General features: G+C 51.1%; 11 protein-coding genes. 6 read left to right on the forward strand and 5 right to left on the reverse strand.

The genetic code is table 11. From position 1 onward, the window contains the following. The first annotated feature begins 142 nt into the window (after positions 1-142). The 6 genes from DFR42_RS02970 (at position 143) to DFR42_RS02995 (ending at position 9,054) form a co-directional block, all read left to right on the forward strand. Positions 143-1,579, forward strand: coding sequence for an MFS transporter (locus DFR42_RS02970; protein WP_110253443.1), 1,437 nt, complete (start codon positions 143-145; stop codon positions 1,577-1,579). Between the two features lie 369 nt (positions 1,580-1,948). Further along, positions 1,949-2,932 carry a LacI family DNA-binding transcriptional regulator gene (locus DFR42_RS02975; protein WP_110253444.1) on the forward strand — a complete coding sequence of 328 codons (984 nt, stop codon included), beginning with the start codon at positions 1,949-1,951 and terminating at the stop codon, positions 2,930-2,932. A 70-nt stretch (positions 2,933-3,002) separates the two neighbouring features. Continuing rightward, entirely contained in the window at positions 3,003-4,232 is a 1,230-nt protein-coding gene (locus tag DFR42_RS02980) for an AGE family epimerase/isomerase (RefSeq protein WP_110253445.1), read from the forward strand. Further along, the gene (locus DFR42_RS02985; protein ID WP_245936809.1) at positions 4,222-5,136 is read left to right on the forward strand and encodes a carbohydrate kinase family protein; all 915 of its coding nucleotides are present in this window, start codon (positions 4,222-4,224) and stop codon (positions 5,134-5,136) included. Before DFR42_RS02980 ends, DFR42_RS02985 begins: the two co-directional genes overlap by 11 nt. Before the next feature lie 48 nt (positions 5,137-5,184). Further along, on the forward strand, positions 5,185-6,561 hold the full coding sequence (locus DFR42_RS02990) for a glycoside hydrolase family 47 protein (protein WP_110253446.1): 1,377 nt from the start codon (positions 5,185-5,187) through the stop codon (positions 6,559-6,561). A gap of 60 nt (positions 6,562-6,621) precedes the next feature. Beyond that, positions 6,622-9,054, forward strand: a complete 2,433-nt coding sequence (locus tag DFR42_RS02995) for a GH92 family glycosyl hydrolase (RefSeq protein ID WP_245936810.1) — start codon at positions 6,622-6,624, stop codon at positions 9,052-9,054. A gap of 105 nt (positions 9,055-9,159) precedes the next feature. Here DFR42_RS02995 and DFR42_RS03000 read toward each other — a convergent pair whose 3' ends face one another. From DFR42_RS03000 to DFR42_RS03020, 5 genes are all read right to left on the reverse strand, one after another. After that, positions 9,160-9,894 carry a copper homeostasis protein CutC gene (locus DFR42_RS03000; protein WP_211324131.1) on the reverse strand — a complete coding sequence of 245 codons (735 nt, stop codon included), beginning with the start codon at positions 9,892-9,894 and terminating at the stop codon, positions 9,160-9,162. Next, positions 9,894-10,868 (reverse strand): glucokinase, encoded by a 975-nt coding sequence (locus DFR42_RS03005; protein WP_110253447.1) that lies wholly within the window; start codon positions 10,866-10,868, stop codon positions 9,894-9,896. The genes DFR42_RS03000 and DFR42_RS03005 overlap by 1 nt, the downstream gene beginning before the upstream one ends. A gap of 1 nt (position 10,869) precedes the next feature. After that, entirely contained in the window at positions 10,870-13,302 is a 2,433-nt protein-coding gene (locus tag DFR42_RS03010; RefSeq protein WP_110253448.1) for a glycoside hydrolase family 31 protein, read from the reverse strand. 23 nt (positions 13,303-13,325) lie between these two features. Next, positions 13,326-15,962 carry a beta-mannosidase gene (locus DFR42_RS03015; protein WP_245936811.1) on the reverse strand — a complete coding sequence of 879 codons (2,637 nt, stop codon included), beginning with the start codon at positions 15,960-15,962 and terminating at the stop codon, positions 13,326-13,328. A 144-nt stretch (positions 15,963-16,106) separates the two neighbouring features. After that, positions 16,107-17,999: a beta-N-acetylhexosaminidase gene (locus tag DFR42_RS03020; protein WP_110253449.1), complete on the reverse strand. Its 1,893-nt coding sequence runs from the start codon at positions 17,997-17,999 to the stop codon at positions 16,107-16,109. Positions 18,000-18,746 lie beyond the last annotated feature (747 nt).

Here is an 18,746-nt window from a genome sequence, read left to right on the forward strand (position 1 = left end):
TGCAAAAGCAGTTTCCTAATCAAAGTGCTGATGATGGTAATTTTTATCATGGCACCGGGATAAAACCGCTCTTCCAAGAGAGAGACAAACCAAGCCTGGCAAGTGCAACATGTGCAGTCAAACCTAAACTACTTATATCACTATGCATGCGACAAATACAAAAACACAATGGGGACAATTTTTACCACTGGTGACGGTGTTCTTCTTCTGGGGCTTCGTTGCCGCCAGCAATGATATTCTCATCCCTGTCTTTAAAGAAGCATTTCATCTCAGCCAGGAACAAAGCCAACTTGTTTCCCTGGCTTTTTATGTAGCATATACCGTGGGATCGCTTATTTATCTGGCGGTTTCCCGCATCATTGGTGTCGATCTGGTCAATAAGCTGGGATACAAGAACGGGTTGGCGCTCGGGCTATTGATCTCTGCAGCGGGCACGCTGTTGTTTTTACCTGCGGCTAATACTGGCTCTTTCACTTTGATGCTGTCAGGATTGTTTATTGTCGGCCTGGGGTTTTCATTGCAACAGACAGCCGCCAACCCGCTTGCTATTGCCCTGGGATCATCGGAGACGGGTTCGCAACGACTGACTCTGGCAGGCGGAGTAAATAATTTTGGCACCACGATAGGCCCGCTTATCGTCAGTTTTGCCATCTTTGGAGCACCAACGAGCATGGACCGCCAGCTCAGTATAGAAAGTGTCAAGTTCCCTTATTTGATGCTGGGCGCAGCGTTCTTGCTGGTTGCCATCATGCTCAAGTTTTCATCACTGCCGGACCGCCCGGCCGTACAGGTCAATGAAGAAGCCGGGCATGGCTCTGAACGGCAATCGGCCTTGCAGTTCCCGCAACTGGTCATGGGCATGCTGGCAATTTTTGTGTATGTGGGAGTGGAAGTGTCCACGGCCAGCAATCTGCCTGCCTATATGGAGAGCAAGCTGGGCTTGCAAACCAAGGACGTCGCGCCGTTTATCTCGCTGTACTGGGCCAGTCTGATGATAGGGCGCTGGACTGGAGCAGTTGAGGCTTTTGATTTACGTGCTGGCCTGGGCAAGTTGCTTAAATTCCTGGCACCTTACCTGGCTTTTAGCGTGTTCCTGGTGGTGAATGCAATTGCCCAGCATGAGCTCAGTCATTTTTATGTGTATGCGGCCATCGTACTGATACTGATCGCCGCTGACATGCTAAGCCAGGGTAACCCCGCTAAAATGCTGGGCATTTTTTCTCTGCTGGGAGTTACTGGCCTGGTCATAGGTATGAGTACCACTGGTATGGTCAGTGTGTATGCTTTCACCAGCATAGGTCTGTTTTGCAGCACTCTCTGGCCTTGTATTTTTACCCTGGCGATCAGTGGCCTGGGCAAGCACACAGGGCAGGGCAGCAATTATCTGATCATGATGATCATGGGCGGCGGTATTGTCAGTTGGCTGCAGGGATTTGTAGCTGACAAAATAGGCATACAAATGAGTTATTTGGTGGGTGTGGTTTGCTTTGCGTATCTGGCATTCTACTCCTGGAAAGTGCAGGGCATCCTGCATACACAAGGTATTAAGCTGGGTAAAGCAAGCTCAGCCTCACACTAGACATGGTTTTATGAATTGCATGGCGCGCCTCATATGGCGCGCCATTTTTTTATCCGAATGAGATGCATTTTTTTGAGTCTGTTTACTAAAATTAATAAACTAAAACAGATTGCCAGCAGTTGATTGACCCTCGAATTTGCCACCTGTATAAAAGAGTTACTCTGTAAAACACGATATTTTCAAGTGATTTATAGCTTGTTGAAAAGGCAGATTCGTTTATTAAACCTCTCTTAAATGACAAGTGTGTAGCAGGTAGTCGAGGCCGGCATCTGATACTGATAAACGCAAAAACGAATTAAGCACAATGAACAAGATGAATGCCCGTTTTACAGATATTGAAACTGACTTAACCAGCAAGGAGTTCACAGTATGAGTGTAACCATACGCGACATTGCACAGGCGACCGGACTGTCGATTGGTACGGTATCACGCGCGTTGAAGAATCAGGGAGGGCTGACCGAAGCCACCCGTGTGCGTATCAGCAAAGTGGCACGTGAGCTGGGCTATGACTTCGGCAATCTCAAGCAAGGCCGTATCAGGCGCATTGTTTTCCTCTTGCATCGCCAACATAATACCTTGTCAAGCAGCCCGTTTTTTTCTCCCGTACTGCATGGTGCTGAAGAAGCCTGCCGCAGGGAAGGCATTGCACCCTCTTTCGTGGCAATAGGCCCCTCTGAACCAGTCATGGAACAGATACGCCTGCACCAGCCAGATGCGATTTTGTGCGCCGGTTTTTTTGAGCCAGAGTTACTGCAAGCACTGCTGCACACCAGTAAACCCATCGTACTGGTGGACATGCGTTTGCGCGGCTATACCTCAATCAATCCCGACAACCGGCTCGGTGGTTTTTTGGCGACCCGGCATCTGATACAGACCGGTCGCAAGCGCATCGCCATGATCTCAGGCTCGCTGGCACATTTCAGTATCCAGGAAAGGGCGCGTGGCTTCCGCCAGGCTCTGTATGAATCCAAGACATTGGCAGATCCCAGCCTGGAAGTCAGCATTCCCGACCCCAGTGATATTGAAGGTGGTGTGCGTGAAGCCATGCGCGAACTGCTGAGTCTGAGTCGTCCCCCTGATGCCGTATTTTGCTACAACGATAGCGCCGCCCTGGCAGCGCTGCATTATTGCCTTGACCTCGGTATGAAAGTGCCACATGACATTGCCATTGTGGGCTTTGATGATATCAGCGCCGCAGCCAAGTCGATTCCACCTCTCAGCAGCATCAGGGTGAACAAGGAAGCACTTGGTGCCACTGGTGTGGATTTACTGATACGCAAACAGACTGACGACATCATAGAAAAAATCCTGGCTGTTGAATTGATCGTGCGAGAAAGCAGTTGTGATGATTAGCTTTAACTCTTAGCTGTAAAGCCTGGCTGTAAAAAAATTTTGGCCCTTATTGACCACCACCCATACCCGTATGCATCCCTTTCCCGACTTCAAATCCATTTCTGTGCTGACTGAGCATATCAGTGACACGCTGAATTTTTACTATCCTCGCAGCATTGATGACAGTGGCGGTTTTTATCACTACTTCAAGGATGATGGCAGTATTTATGATCACCATAGCCGCCATCTGGTCAGCAGCACTCGCTTTGTTTTTGTGTATGCCATGGCCTATCGTCATTTTAACAATCCGGCTTATCTTGAGCAGGTCAGGCATGGCGTGGACTTTTTGCGACAGGTACACCGTGATCCTGTGACTGGTGGTTACGCCTGGCAATTGCGCTGGGAAAATGCCAGCAAGACCGTCATTGATGGCGACAATCACTGCTATGGACTGGCTTTCGTCATGCTGGCTTATGCCCATGCCTTGATGGCTGGCGTAACAGAAGCACGCGGCTATCTCGATGAAACCATGGAGTTGATGGAACGCCGCTTCTGGGAACCGGACCATGGCCTGTATGCCGACCAGGCCAGTGCGGACTGGCAGGTTTTGGACAACTATCGCGGCCAGAATGCCAATATGCACGCCTGCGAAGCGCTGCTGGCCGCTCATGAGGCAACGGGCGAGCTGCACTTTTTGCATCGCGCAGAAACCGTGGCACACAATATCACCCAGCGCCAGGCCGCTCTGGCCGATGGCATGGTCTGGGAGCACTATGATGCTAACTGGAACATAGACTGGAACTACAACCTGAATGATAAGGCCAATCTGTTCCGCCCCTGGGGATTCCAGCCGGGTCATTTTACTGAATGGTCCAAGTTATTGCTGCAACTGGAAATCCACGCCCAGCATCTGCAACACGACAAGGAATGGCTATTGCCTGCTGCCGAAGCCTTGTTCCAGAAAGCCCTGCAATTTGCCTGGGATGAGCAGTATGGCGGTATCTGCTATGGCTTTGCGCCCGACGGCAGCATCTGTGATGGCGACAAATATTTCTGGGTGCAAGCCGAATCCATGGCTGCCGCAGCCCTTCTAGCAAAACGTACAGGCAAGCAAAGCTATTGGGATAGTTACGAACATCTGTGGCAGTACAGCTGGCAGCATATGATAGATCATGAGTTTGGTGCCTGGTTCAGGATACTGTCGCGCGAAAATCACAAGCTTAGTGATGAAAAAAGCCCGGCTGGCAAAGTGGATTATCACACCATGGGTGCCTGCTATGAAATCCTGCGCGTCCTGAAGGAGGAAAAACATGAAAGCTGAATTTCCAGTCATGCTCAGTGCAGGCGAAGCCCTGACCGACATGATCACCTGTGGCCCTGGTCAATGGCGTAGCGTGGTCGGTGGCTCAACATGGAATGTCGCACGTAGTATGGCCAAGCTGGGCATGGCGACTGGTTTTGCAGGCGCAGTCAGCCAGGATCTGTTTGGTCAGGAACTGGTACGCGCCAGTGCCGATGCCGGGCTCGATCTGCGCTTGCTACAGCAATACGATCGCCCCCCATTACTGGCGATAGTCGGCGAAAGCACGCCCCCCAGTTACTTCTTTATTGGCAGTGATAGCGCAGACCTGCATTTTGACCCGTTACAGTTACCAGTTGGCTGGAGTGCGCGCCTGCAATGGGCGCACTTTGGCGGCATCAGCCTGGCCCGCCAGCCGCTGGCTGGCAAGCTCCTTGGTCTGGCACGGCAATTGAAGGCACAAGGTGTGCGGATCAGTTATGACCCCAATTTTCGCAACAATATGAACGCCGACTATGACGCCATCTTGCATGAAATGGGGCAACTGGCAGACCTGATCAAGGTGTCCGACGACGACTTGCGTGGCCTGTTCCGTTGCCAGGATGCTGAGTTGGCATTCACACAATTGCGCGCGATCAATCCTGCGGCCACCGTCTTGTATACCCGTGGTGAAGTGGGTGCATCACTGCATGTCGCAGAACAGACATGGCAGGCAGATGCCGTGAAGGTAACTGTGATCGACACCATAGGTGCCGGTGACGCCAGCATTGCAGGCCTGCTCTACAGCCTGAGCATGCATCCAGAAAGAGAACACGCCAGCCACCTGCAGTTTGCCCTTGCTGCGGGTGCCGCGGCCTGCCTTGCAGCAGGCGCACAAGCGCCCAGTCTGCAACAGATAGAGGCTTTGTTCAATGGCATTGAATAGCAGTTCTGACAAAAAATAATATCCATATCAGTGATTGAGGAGAACAACATGCGTATCAAACTATTGCCCGGCATATTGCTGGCTGCCGCCCTGGGTATCAGTAACCTTAGCCATGCCGCCAAACAGGAAGCCATTACCGAAAAAGAAGCTGCCCATCTGGCACTACAAGTAAAAAAAGAAACCCAGCATGCCTGGCAATCCTACAAGCGCTATGCCTGGGGCCAGGATGCTTTGAAGCCCTTGAGTAAATCTGGTCATAACTGGTATGCCCAGTCATTACTAATGACTCCAGTGGATGCGCTTGATACCCTGCTGCTGATGGGGCTGAAGAAAGAGGCTGACGAAGCGCGTGAGCTGATTGCCAGTAAGCTTTCTTTCGACCAGGACATGGAAGTCCAGAATTTTGAAATTACCATACGTTTGCTGGGCGGCTTGTTATCCGCCTATCAGATGACCGAAGACCCGAGATTGCTGAGCCTGGCAACCGACCTGGGTCAGCGTTTGTTGCCGGTGTTTGAATCACCCACAGGCATGCCTTATACCCATGTCAATCTGCGCACCGGCAAGGTGCGTGGCAAGGTCAGCAACCCGGCTGAAACAGGCACCTTGTTGCTGGAGTTTGGCATGCTGAGCAAGCTGACCGGCAATCCGGTTTTTTATGATAAGGCCAAACGGGCACTGGTGGCCACCTACGATCTGCGCTCCAAACTGGGCCTGGTTGGATCAGCCATTGATGTCGAAGCAGGCGTCTGGGTCAACAAGGACGCCCATATCGGCGGCGGCATCGATTCTTACTATGAGTATCTGTACAAATGCTGGAAGCTGTTTGGCGACCAGGATTGTAAAACCATGTGGGAGAAGAGTATTCCTGGCGTCAACCAGTATCTGGGCGACGAAGTCCGTGGTGAACTCTGGTACGGCCATGCTGACATGGAGACCGGCAGTCGCAAGGCCACACAATATGGCGCACTGGATGCCTTCATGCCAGCTTTGTTGGCCCTCGGCGGTGACATGGACAGGGCAAAACGCCTACAGGATTCGAATCTGAAAATGTGGCGTCTGTATGGCATAGAACCAGAAGCCCTGAACTACCAGACCATGCAAGTCACATCGCCAGAATATGCACTTCGACCTGAGATAGTTGAATCTGCCTATTACCTCTATTACTACACAGGTGACAACAAGTACCGCTCAATGGGCAAGGAATTTTTCCTCGACTTCGTCAAACGCTGCCGTAGCGAGGCGGGTTTTACTGCCTTGAAGGATGTCCGCAATACCAGCCGGGAAGACTCGATGGAAAGCTTTGTATTTGCCGAAACCTTTAAATACTTCTACTTGCTATTCGCCCATAAAAAGACTCTCAATTTTGATGCGATCACCTTCAATACAGAAGCTCATCCATTCAAGTTGAATCAAAAAAAATAAATCAAGAAGATAAAACTTGCCGCCTCTGTTGCGGTGTCAAGACAAAACACAGGAGACAAATTGAATACACTATCCACCTTCAGGTGCGTGGCTGTTGTGGGCATGATGGCGGTACTGGCCGGTGCAAACAACATCGCGCACGCAGACACGGCAAAAGACAAGAACTTCCCGGTCAATACCTTTATTGGCACCCAGGATGACGGCAATACCTTCCCTGGAGCCGTCGCCCCCTTTGGCATGATACAACTCAGTCCCGTCGGCGAGCACTATTCAGGCTGGCGCTATACCGATCAAAAAATTCGCGGCTTTGGTCATTCCTTTCTGTCTGGTGCAGGGTGCTGGGAGCAGGGTGGGCAACTCTCAGTTCTGCCTGTGACAGGAAGCATCAAGCCCGGCGGCAATTTTGATACGAGTAAGGCGGGCAGTTTTGATCATAAGGTATATGGGTCCCGCTACACTCATGATGGTGAGATAGGCCATGCAGGTTATTTCAAGGTCAGACTCACTGATTATGGCGGCATTACCGCCGAGACTACAGCGCTTACCAGGGCTGGAGCCGAGCGTTATACTTTTCATGAGACGACTGATACAGGTCATATTCTGGTCAATCTTGGTCAGGCAAATGAACGTCACTCGGTAGTCGGCAGCCATATACAAGTAGTAGACAGTCATACGCTGGAAGGCAAGATAGTTACGCGCAGCTTTTGTGGCGGCGCGCAATATACAACCTGGTTCAGGATGGAATTTGATCAGGCTTTCCGTACCCATGGCATCTGGGATGAGAGCGGCGGGACTGAAGCCAGCATGCAATTGAGTCAGCAAGGCGACAGCAAGCCACATGGGGCCTGGCTGAGCTTTGATCTGAAGGCGAACAAGGCGGTCACCGCCATCAGCGCCATTTCTCATGTTGACGCAGAAGGAGCAAGAAAAAATTTGCGGGCAGAAGGCAAAGCCAATGGCAAGCTACGTAGCTTTGACAGTATGCGCAAGCAGGCGCAGGACGAGTGGAACAAGGAACTCTCCAGCATACGAATAGAAGGTGCCAACACCGATGACCGCACTGTCTTCTATACCGCGCTTTACCATGCGCTGCTACAACCACTGACAGGTAATGATACTGATGGCCGTTATCGCGGTTATGACGATGTCATCCACAAAGTCGATAACGGTAACTACTACGAATTTTTTTCGCTCTGGGATACGTACCGCGCCCAGAATCAACTTATTGCCTTACTGCGTCCAGCCAGGGCGCGGGATATTGCCGAATCGGTTTTGAAAATACAAGAACAGGCTGGCTGGTTGCCACGCTGGGGTTATGCGAATTTTGAATCGAATGTCATGACGGGTGACCCAGTCACGCCTTTTCTGGTTGACCTGTGGCGCTATGGCGCTCTGGCTGGAAAGGAAAAAGCTGCCTATGCAGCATTGCGCCAGAATGCCTTTGAAGTACCCAGCTTTAAACTGCGCTCAGAGGGAAGGGCAGGCAATCCACAATACCTGCGCGATGGTTTCGTGCAATACGACAAGGGTTTCAGGGCAAAGGGCATGGACGTAGACCCGCATCATGGTGCTTCGGCAACGCTGGAATATGCTGCAGCTGATGGTGCGCTGTCCTACATGGCAGAGGCATTGGGTGAAAAAGCAGACGCTGCTGTATTGCGCCAGCGCGGCCAGAACTGGCGCAAGCTGTGGGACAAGGACGCTGCTGACAAAGAGCTGGGCTTTAAAGGCTTCCCCCGCCCACGACTGGAAAATGGTAACTGGTATACAGAGCTGCAAGGTCATTACAATCCACGCGCCGAGCATGGTTTTCATGAGGGTACGGCCTGGCAATATCAATGGCTGGTGCCGCAGGATGCGCAAGCCCTGTTCGCAGCTATGGGAGGGCGTGAGGCGGCAGCCAGGCGCCTCGATGCCTTCTTTGCCTTTGATGAAATTGAGAAAAACGATTACCAGGCTGTGCGCAAGGACTGGGTTGTAGGGCCATACAGTTACTATAACCAGTATCGCTACAATCCCAATAATGAACCGGATTTGCATGTGCCATGGATGTATACCCTGGCAGGCCAGCCCTGGAAAACCACGACAGTTCTGCGTGCTGCTGAAACCCTGTTCAGTAATGCTCCCAATGGCGTGACTGGCAACGATGATCTTGGCACTATGTCAGCCTGGTATATCTTCAGCAGTCTGGGTATTTACCCTTGGATGCCGGGCAGTGGTCAGTTCCTGCTGCATGCACCCAAGTTTTCCAGAATAGATATTGACCTGGGAAATGGCAAGACGCTCAGCATAGACAGCAAGGCTGCAGCACGTACCCCCATACGCTATATCCGCCAGGCACAGTGGCAGGGCAAGCCTTTGTCGCAAGTGTGGCTATCCTGGGAGCAGATACAGAGCGGTGGCAAACTCAGTCTGGATTTGAGTAGCGATGACAAGGCAAAGTCATGGGGTAGCAGTTTGCAGGCATTGCCTCCAGGTGCGCTGGATAAATAATAAGGATAGCTAAAATTTCTTTGACGCAGCAAGTTTAAAAGCAGGACAGCCCCCGGTTCTGCTTTCTTTTTTTGTTGCATGTGTATCAGCTTTTCTGCATATATATCAGCAATCCAGCTGATCCAGCACCTGGCGTAGTGCCCTGACGATACGGGTTTGTGTTTCCAGAAAATCCGGCGCAAGTCCGTGCAATTTTCTTTTGTGATGCATCGTCCCAAGATGCGGGCCGCTGGCTGAAGCATGTATCTCCTTGACACCACTTGCTGCCAATACGGCGGCGAGATTATCCGGCCTAATACCTGCACCAGCCATGATGCTTATGCGCTTGTCAGCCAGCGCTACCAGACTGGCGAGTTGGGCATGACCTGTTTGGGCGTTATCTGCCAGACCCGAACTCAAGATACGCGCAAAGCCAAGCGCGATAAGCTCTTCCAGGCTTTGCTCCGGTACAGCACAGAGATCAAAGGCGCGATGAAAAGTCACTGACATCTTGCCAGCCGCTGCGCACATGGCACGACAGAATTCTGTATCCACTCTCGCTTCTGAATTCAGCGCACCGACCACCACCGCATCGCAACCCAGACGCGCGCAGTGTTCTATGTCATAGAGCATGACTTCGCGTTCTGCCCCGGTATACAGAAAATCGCCATGGCGTGGCCGTATCAGGACATGGATCGGCATGCGCAAGCGTTCACGCGCAATGGCAATTGTCCCATGGGAAGGGGTCGTGCCACCTTGTTCCAGATTATTGCAAAGCTCTATGCGGTCTGCACCACCTGCCTCGGCGGCCAGGGCAGATTCTATAGAATTCGCAGCTATTTCCAGCAGGATGCCAGCCATCAGCTTACTCCTTGCATATACCAATGGGCTGCGCCCAGCAGGGCAAGCTGGCCAGGTTCTATCAGATAGACAGCACAATTTTCTACTACGGCACGCATCACACCCTTATTCAAAAAACGATTTCTGAATTCGCTTTTTTGTAGTAGTTCAGTGATTTGCATGGGTACACCGCCCGTCAGGTAGACTGCCTGTGCCCCGTAGTAAATCGCCATGTCGCCAAGCAGGCTGCCCAGCATGGCGCAAAATATCTCTACGGCTTCCTTGGCAATGGCATCTTGCCCTGCGATGGCGGCAGTCGTTACCTCAGCAGCTTGCTGCAGAATAGCTGCTTTACCCTGTATAAGCGCGATTGTGCGATACAGACGCAACAAGCCAGGACCAGACAAGAACATTTCATTATCAACGTGGGGCGTCGATTTCCAGCATTGCGCCAGCAACAAGGCCTCACGCGGATTGCCCGCCGCCAGTGCTGCATGTCCCGCTTCTGTCGCCAGTATGGAGGAGGGTGGCCCAGGCAGCCAGACTGCTGCACCCAGACCTGTTCCCGGACCCACCACAAGCACAGGGCCAGCAGGCCTTTCTGCATGGCCTTGATTGAGAATAATCGCATCCGCCGGTTTGATGAGCGGTACTGACCAGGCGAGTGCCGCAAAATCATTGAGGAAGCGCAGTTGCGCAAGCCCACTATCCTGCATGGTTTGCTTGTAAGAGACTGGCCAGGGCAAATTGCTATTACGCACATGGTCTGCTTCTATCACACCGGCAATGGCGATGCTGGCATGGCTGAATGACTGTCGCGTTATTTCACGATAGGTGCAAATAATCTCTGCCAGACTGGCAAAATCTGTACAGGCAAAGCGATGATAGTCCCTGAGTTCCACTTCACCATGGACATTCAGCACGGTGATGGCAAAACGCGCATGAGTGCCCCCTATATCAGCGACAAGCAATTGACTGTATGACAGACCAGTCATCTCAATACCTGAGCGTGATTTTTTCGGCACTGTTGGCGATCGTCACAGCGGGTAAATTCAGATCTTTGTATCCCTTGCCGAGAAAGCCAACAGTATGCACTTGTACGGGTAGGGGCTTGCCATTCAACTCTACATTGTTGATATCATGAAATCCGTGCAAGAGGATTTGCAGCTTACGGAATTTGGATACATATTTTCCATCTACGGCATCGAATTGTATTTCCTTGCGCTGAGGTATAAAGCTGATCTGACGTTTGTAGTAATCGCCGTTCTGGTAAGCATAGGTTTTACCGTCATCTTCGTAATAGCTGATGCTGTTTCCCTGTTGTCCGTGATACACGTGGATGAACAAAGTGTCCTCTGGTTGTTGTGCCGTGCTTTGCACCAGTGACTGCATTGGTACGATGCTGCCTGCCTTGACATAGACTGGTAAGCGCTCCAGTTGCAACTCCAGGGCCTTGGCTTGTTTGCCATGTTCCAGCTTATCGCTATACAAATCGTACCAGTCGCCCTGAGGCAGGTAGAGGCGGCCAAATTCCTTGTTGCTGGTGAAAGGCGCAATCAGGAAAGCATCGCCAAACATATACTGGTTTTGATAATGCCTGCTGTAGACCTGTTCATCATGGGTGTAATCTATCGCCAGTGAGCGCATGACGGGTAAGCCAGAGGTGCTGGCCTGGTAAAAACTTGAATACAGATAAGGCATGAGGCGGTAGCGCAAATTAATGTAATTGCGGCTGATGTTGAGCACACCCTCGCCATAAGTCCATGGCTCGGAAGAGCGGCTGTCACTGGCTGCATGATTGCGGAAGTAGGGCGTGAAAGCACCTATCTGCATCCAGCGTGCATACAGACCAGGTGTGGGCGTGCCGGTGAAGCCACCGATGTCCATGCCGGTAAATGGCATGCCACTCAGACCCAGGCTATTGAGCAGGCGTACCCCGAGCAGCATATGATCCTCATCTGCTGTATTGTCGCCAGTCCAGATCGCCGCATAGCGCTGCAAGCCCGCATATCCTGAGCGTGACAAGGTGAAGGGGCGTTCTCCCGTCGCCAGCTTCATGCCTTCATGACTGGCCCTGGCCATTTCCAATGCATATACATTGCGACCCTGCTTGTGGGTGGTGAGGTGTCCATCATAATCGAAGAGTATATTATTGGGCATTTTCTGGCCCCAGGTGGATATCTCATTCATGTCATTCCATATGCCCGCAACACCTTGCTTGACATAACTGGCGACTTCAGCCTGCCACCAGGCACGGGTCGCAGGGCGGGTAAAGTCAGGGAAATACACCCAGCCAGGCCATACTTCGCCAGAATACGGCGTGCCATCGGCATAACGCAAATATACATTTTGCTGTAGACCACGCGCATAGGTGGCATAGCCTGGATCTATCTTGATGCCAGGATCAACTATCACGGTGGTTTTAAAGCCCAGTGCGGCCAGCTTGTCTGTCATCGCCCTGGGGTTGGGGAATGCCTGTTTGTCCCAACTGAATACCCGGTAGCCATCCATGTAGTGGATGTCAAGGGTGATGCCGTCTGCCGGGATTTTCTTTTCGCGCAGGGTATTTGCTATCCGCATCACTTCTGCTTCTGGATAATAAGACCAGCGGTTTTGTTGATAGCCCAGGCTCCATAAAGGGGGCAAAGGCATACGTCCGGTCAGGTCTGTATAGGCACTGATAATGTCGGTCACGCTGGGCTGGAAAATAAAATAATAATTAAGCTCACCACCCTGAGCAGAGAACGAAGAAAAACGCCGGTTGCTGGCCCCAAAATTGAAATCAGTCTGGTAGCTGTTATCGAAAAATATTCCATAACTTAGGCCATGATGTATGCCGATGTAAAAAGGAATACTCGCATACAAGGGATCGGTATCTCCAGTATAGCGAAACGCATCGGTATTCCAGTTGGTGTAGGCACTGCCACGCCTGTCGAGATTGCCGGTTTTTTCACCCAGTCCGATAAAACGCTCACCCTCTTGCAAACTCTTGTAGCTGCTGACTTCATCACCTATCCATGCATTCGACAAGCCAGCTTCATCCTGGTTGATGAGCATGCCATCCGGTGTTTCAAAGCGCACAGAAAATGGCCGCTTCTGTATCTGTACCTGTAATGCGGCTGTCTTCAGGAGCAACTTGTCTTCCAGTTCGGTGAGCTGAAAATCCGTTTCGCCAGGCTTGCCTATGACGGCATAAGAAAAATCCGGCCCCAAGGCTTTCTTGTCCATACGCACCCGTATCACGCCTGGTGAAAATACCGTCAGCGCGACATGGGCATGCTCGGTTGCTATGCTCACACCGTCGACATTGCGCGTGAAAGATGTCAGCTTGCCTGCCTGTATGACGGGCTGGGCAGAGGCCTGATTCAAATCCAGCAACAGGCAGGCACTGCATAGCAGGATAGACAAGGCAGTTTTTAGATGGAGCATTTTTCCTTGCATATGATTTCTCTTTAATGGGACGTAGCTAATTGGGCCAGATGACGTATGCGCAGGCTGGCACGCAGAATAGCCAGGCTTTGCTTGCTATCCAGGCGCAGGGAGATGCTTTCACCAGGCAGCAAGCTCAGAGCATTGTCCGACAAGTGGTGTTGATGGCCGCCAAAATCCAGCCAGACAGCACGGGCCAGCTTGTCAGTCTGCAAGTCCAGGCGATAATGATCGGCTTCGGCAACTATGGTCGCTACCAGCCCCGGGTCGGGCAATTGCATGAGTTTGGATGGCAGCAGATAGGCAATGCTGCGGGCGATGCTTTTGCCATCTTTCATTAACTCGACCACGACATAGGTAGTTTTCGCATCTGTTGCGGCTGGCAAATCTGCATCCTTGATTTGCGCCAGCTCCATGGCGCAGTTGGCAGGCAGCTTGAGTGGCTGGGTTTCATCACGCAAGACCTTGCCATGCACGTCCATGATGCGCATTCGCCATGCCAGGTTTTGCTCATGCTGCAAATCGGATATCGCACTCAGGCGGGTGATGCCCTTGTCATGCAAAGCGGCAATGGTCAGGGGAGCGAAGAATCGCCTGGCATGAAAATGCAAAGCCTTCCAGTGGCCAAAATAATCGATGCTGGACCATGAGGCACCGGGCCATACGTCATTCAACTGCCAGTACAGCGAACCCATGGTGCGAGGCATGCTGCTGCGGTGATGCAGGGATGCCATCTCTATACCTTCTGCCTGCATCAACTGGCTCAGGTAAATAAAGTCAGCAAAATCTTTTGGTTCGTGATAATTAGCGCGTATGTAGAGCAGCAAACGCTGATTGCCATCACCGGCCAGAAACTTTTGGTGGGCGCGGATCAGCGGACCATCTATTTTTTGTTCACTACGTGGCGCAAAGGCATCGACCGTGCTTTGTACCGGCCAGGCTTGCAAGCCAAATTCCGACATGAACCTGGGTGTTTCGGATAGGTAAGCTTCGACTGGCTGCGAACCGGCCCATACATCCCAGTAGTGCTTGTCACCATTGTTACTATCATTCGCCTTGTCAGCAAAGTCGTTGCTGGGTGAGCTGGACCAGTAAGGGACACCTGCACCATACAGCGCGACCTGTTCACGCAAATCCTTGCCAAACAGAGCGACATAGCCTGCCCAGACATGCTCGGCAAAAATCGGATTTTCTTCCCTGAGTTTTTTGCCTATTCCCCAATCCTTCCAGGCGGTTTCTTCTTCATTATTGCCGCACCATAGCACGATACTGGGGTGGGAACGCAAGCGCAATAACTGGTCCTTAGCCTCGGCGACGACATTCTCACGGAATTTTTTATCGTAGGCAGGGACTACGCCACCACCAAACATGAAATCTTGCCAGAGCATCAGGCCCATTTCATCTGCCATGTCGTAAAATGCATCGCTTTCATAGTAACCGCCACCCCATAGCCGTAACATATTCATGTTGGCGTCTTTGGCTGACTGCAAAATCGCGCGCATCTGTTCAGGCTTGACGCGGTTGGGAAGCATATCGAAAGGGATCAAATTGGCCCCTTTGGCGAATACAGGAATTCCATTGATGACAAAGCCAAATGATTGCCCCCATTGATCTTTGTTGCGGCGCAATTCAATCTCGCGCAAGCCCGTGCGTTTTTTTACTTCAGCTATCAGTTGCTTGTTCTTTTTCAGGCTAAGGTCGAAACTGTACAGAGCTTGCTCACCCATGCCATGTGGATACCAGCGACGTGGATTTTCTATCTGTAGTGGCAGCGAAATCTGGTTCTGGCCCTTTTTGACGCTGGCCTGCAAGCTTTTCGATACAAGCAGCTTACCGTCCGGGTCTGAGATGTGCAGTTCCAGATCAAGTTGCGCATCTTTATCGGCTTGCACTTCAAGCCGTGCTTGCAACTCTGCACTTTGTGCATGCAGTCGGTCTTGCTGTATATGGAAATCCCGTAGCAGGATATCGTCATAGCTGATAATTTTTACGCTGCGCCAGATACCGGCAGTGACATAGCGTGGTCCCCAGTCCCAGCCATAATGATAACCAGGCTTGCGGGCAAAATTGCCTGTCATGGCATCGCGTGGCTCATCACCAAAAGGGGATGGGTAGTTGCCCGCCAGTTTGATGGGCATGGCTTGTACTTGTGGCAGCAGCCTTTGTATGGGGGAATGCAGAATGATTTTCAATTCATTCTGGCGCTTTTTTAGCAGGTTTTTTGCAGGTAATACCCAGCGCCGGAAGGCATTGTCTGTCGCAGCAATCTTCTTGCCATTCAAGTAGATATCTGCAAAAGTATCCAGTCCTTCAAATACCAGATCCTGGTGTTTTGATTTCAGTACTTTTTTATCCAGATCAAATTCAAGCTTGTATTCCCAGCCTGCATTGCCTATCCATTGCAAAGCCGCTTCGGCATCGCCAACATATGGGTCGTCAATCAATTGATGCGCCAGTAACTCCGTGTGGACATGGCCTGGCACTTGTGCTGCATGCCATTGAGTGGCCTTGGCTTGCTGAGCGGCGGCGGGGTCGCCGGGAAGCAGGCGAAAATTCCAGTTGCCGGATAATTCCTCAATGCGTGTGGTGACGGCCTCGGCTTGTGCGGGCATGAACAGGCTGGACGAGGCCGCCAGTAAGGCCAGACAAGTGTTGTGCATAAATCGCCTGAAGGAATAGCCGGATGTGTTCATATTGAAATCCAATGATGAAAGGAGTGAGGGAGGATTGGCCCGGTTAAATAGACGCCTGCCACGTGAAAATGGCAGGCGTTACCGCGAGTCCATGCGCTTACATTGCTCAGCTTACTTTTGCACTGCGCCTGAAGCTCGGATGATACTGCGCTGTATGGCGCTATGCCTGCCGTCAGGGCTGACCGTAAGCACTTGTAAGAGCCTATCCTGGCCTGGCTTGACCTTTACCACTAGCGGTCGAAGATACCGAGCCGAGCTGGTATTGGGGACTGTGCCGTCAAGGGTGTAATACATTTTGCTGCCCGCCACAGGCGAGTCCAGGCTCAGGGTATGTGTTTTATCTGTCGCATTGATTTGTTCCGGCAGGCCAGTTGGGCGGGGTATGCGGTATGCCAGCCCGGCTTGTTGCAATCTGGGATAGTGGGCGCCCAGCCTCTTTGTAAAGCTGGCATATTCCTTCCCTTGTTGTGCAGTCCATGCGACTTCTGACATTGCCAACAGACGGGGAAATGTCATGTATTCAATCATCTCGGGCTTGCTCAGGTATTCAGTCCAGATATTGGCTTGTAGGCCCTTGATATGACGCTGTTCTTCGCTGTTGAGTATGGCAGGTATGGGATTGTAGGCATACACTTTTTCTATACCCAGTTCACCGCTCAACTCCCATGACTCTTGTTCTTTTGGCCCTTGACCCGCATCAAAATAGCAGTGACTGGTTGGACTCATTATCACATCATGGCCTTGCCTGGCTGCCGCGATGCCTCCATCTTCGCCACGCCAGGACATGACGGTGGCGTTGGGTGCCAGACCACCTTCCAGTATTTCATCCCAGCCTATCAGGCGCTTGCCTTTGCTGTTGATGAATTTTTCTATCCGGCGTATGAACCAGCTTTGTAATTCTTCTTCATTTTTCAAACCTTCGCGGCGCATGACATCCTGCGCAAGTGCACTGTTTTTCCAGCGTGTCTTGGGGACTTCATCTCCACCTATATGCAGGTACTGACCAGGGAACAAGGCCATGACTTCGGTCAGCACGTTTTCAAGGAAATGAAAGGTCGCTTCACTTGGACAATAAATATCGTCAAATATCCCCCAATTTGTCGCTACCTCGAATGGCCCGGGTGTGCAGGCCAGCTCAGGGTAGGCCGCCAGGGCCGCCTGGGCATGGCCGGGTAATTCTATTTCTGGCACCACCGTTGTATGGCGGGCGGCAGCATAGGAAACGACTTCCTTGATCTGTTCCTGGGTATAAAAACCGCCATAGGGCTTGCCATCACCAATATAAGGTTCTACATGGCGTTTTAGCGTGCTTTCCTTACGCCAGCCACCTACCTCGGTTAGTTTGGGATAGGTTTTGATTTCTATGCGCCATCCCTGATCTTCAGTCAGATGCCAGTGGAAAGTATTCATTTTGTAGAACGCCATCTGATCGAGGAATTTCTTGATAAATTCTACCGATACCATATGCCGCCCGACATCCAGATGCATGCCTCGCCAGGAAAATCGGGGGCTGTCTGTAATGTTGACCGTGCGTAAATGCGTAAGCGCACCTGCCTTGACAGGCAGCATCTGCAACAAGGTTTGCATGCCATAAAATTGACCAGTGATTGAGCCTGTTAACGCTATGGAACGTGGATTGATCGCCAGGGTATAGGTTTCATCCTGATTTTTCAGGTTTGCTGCAGGAGCTTCAGTTTTTAACTGCAGATAGTTGCTATCGGACTTATCTGGCGATCTTGCCAGTACGGGCAGTCTAAAACCCAGCGTCTGCTGCAGTCTGTCATTCAATAGACTTGCGTTCGACAAGGTTGCTGTGTCACTGGCGAACAGGCGGGTTTTATTAGACAGGCTAAAACTGCCTTGCCCCATTTGTTGATTGGCCGGTTTGGGAATAATTGCCAGTTCGACGGACTTGTTAACTGTTTTTTTTGCCTCACCTGCAAATGAGTTGGCACAGAAGATACCACCGCAAAGTGCCAGAACTGCCAAAACCTGGTAGGACATTATGGGACTCCAATCAAGCTGAAAGATCAGGTCCTTGATATTGAAATCACATCAAGGACTCATACTCAAAATAAATATGCCGGGGCTAGATGTGTTTGTGCATGGAAAAATGCAGAGCAAGATTTTTATGCATCCTCATGGTCTCTGTGGCCTGGTTTAGTCATGGTTTAATCATGGTTTAATAAACGCAAAGGTGCTGTTTTTTGCCATCTTTTGCGTGCATCTGGCTTTTTTCTTGATGATATTTATATCGTGACAAATTATTTACTTCAATTAAATCCCCAAAAAGCGTGTTTGTTTATAAAGTTCACTAAACAAAGAGCGGCTCATTCGATAGGTTTACTGACTTGCAGTATTTTTGGTGTCGTGCAGGCTTGTCCAAGGCTGCATGATTCAAGTCTGTCGTGCGGATAAAACAGTAAAGACACGATTTCTTGCTATTTCTTTTCCAAAAAAGCGTATCGCGCGTCTCGGCTTGATACCTGTCTATGGGGCGCAAGCTGAGCCTGAGGATTTGAGCTTTTTGTGTCCGGTAAATGTGGCGGAATCGCCACACGCCTCTTGTGAGTTTCGTTTACTAATCAAACTAAACTTCAGCCTAATTTTGAAATCTTGTTTCAGTGCCGTATTTTCTTTTGTATAAACATCTCTGGGTGCAATGCGCTGCCCAACGACATACGGAATCGTTTTATGTCGTTTAGTAAATCGTCGGGACTCTCACTAATTTGCGTTGCAGGCAAATTGGGA

Origin of the sequence: Undibacterium pigrum (assembly GCF_003201815.1) — a bacterium.
Classification (GTDB): domain Bacteria; phylum Pseudomonadota; class Gammaproteobacteria; order Burkholderiales; family Burkholderiaceae_D; genus Undibacterium; species Undibacterium pigrum.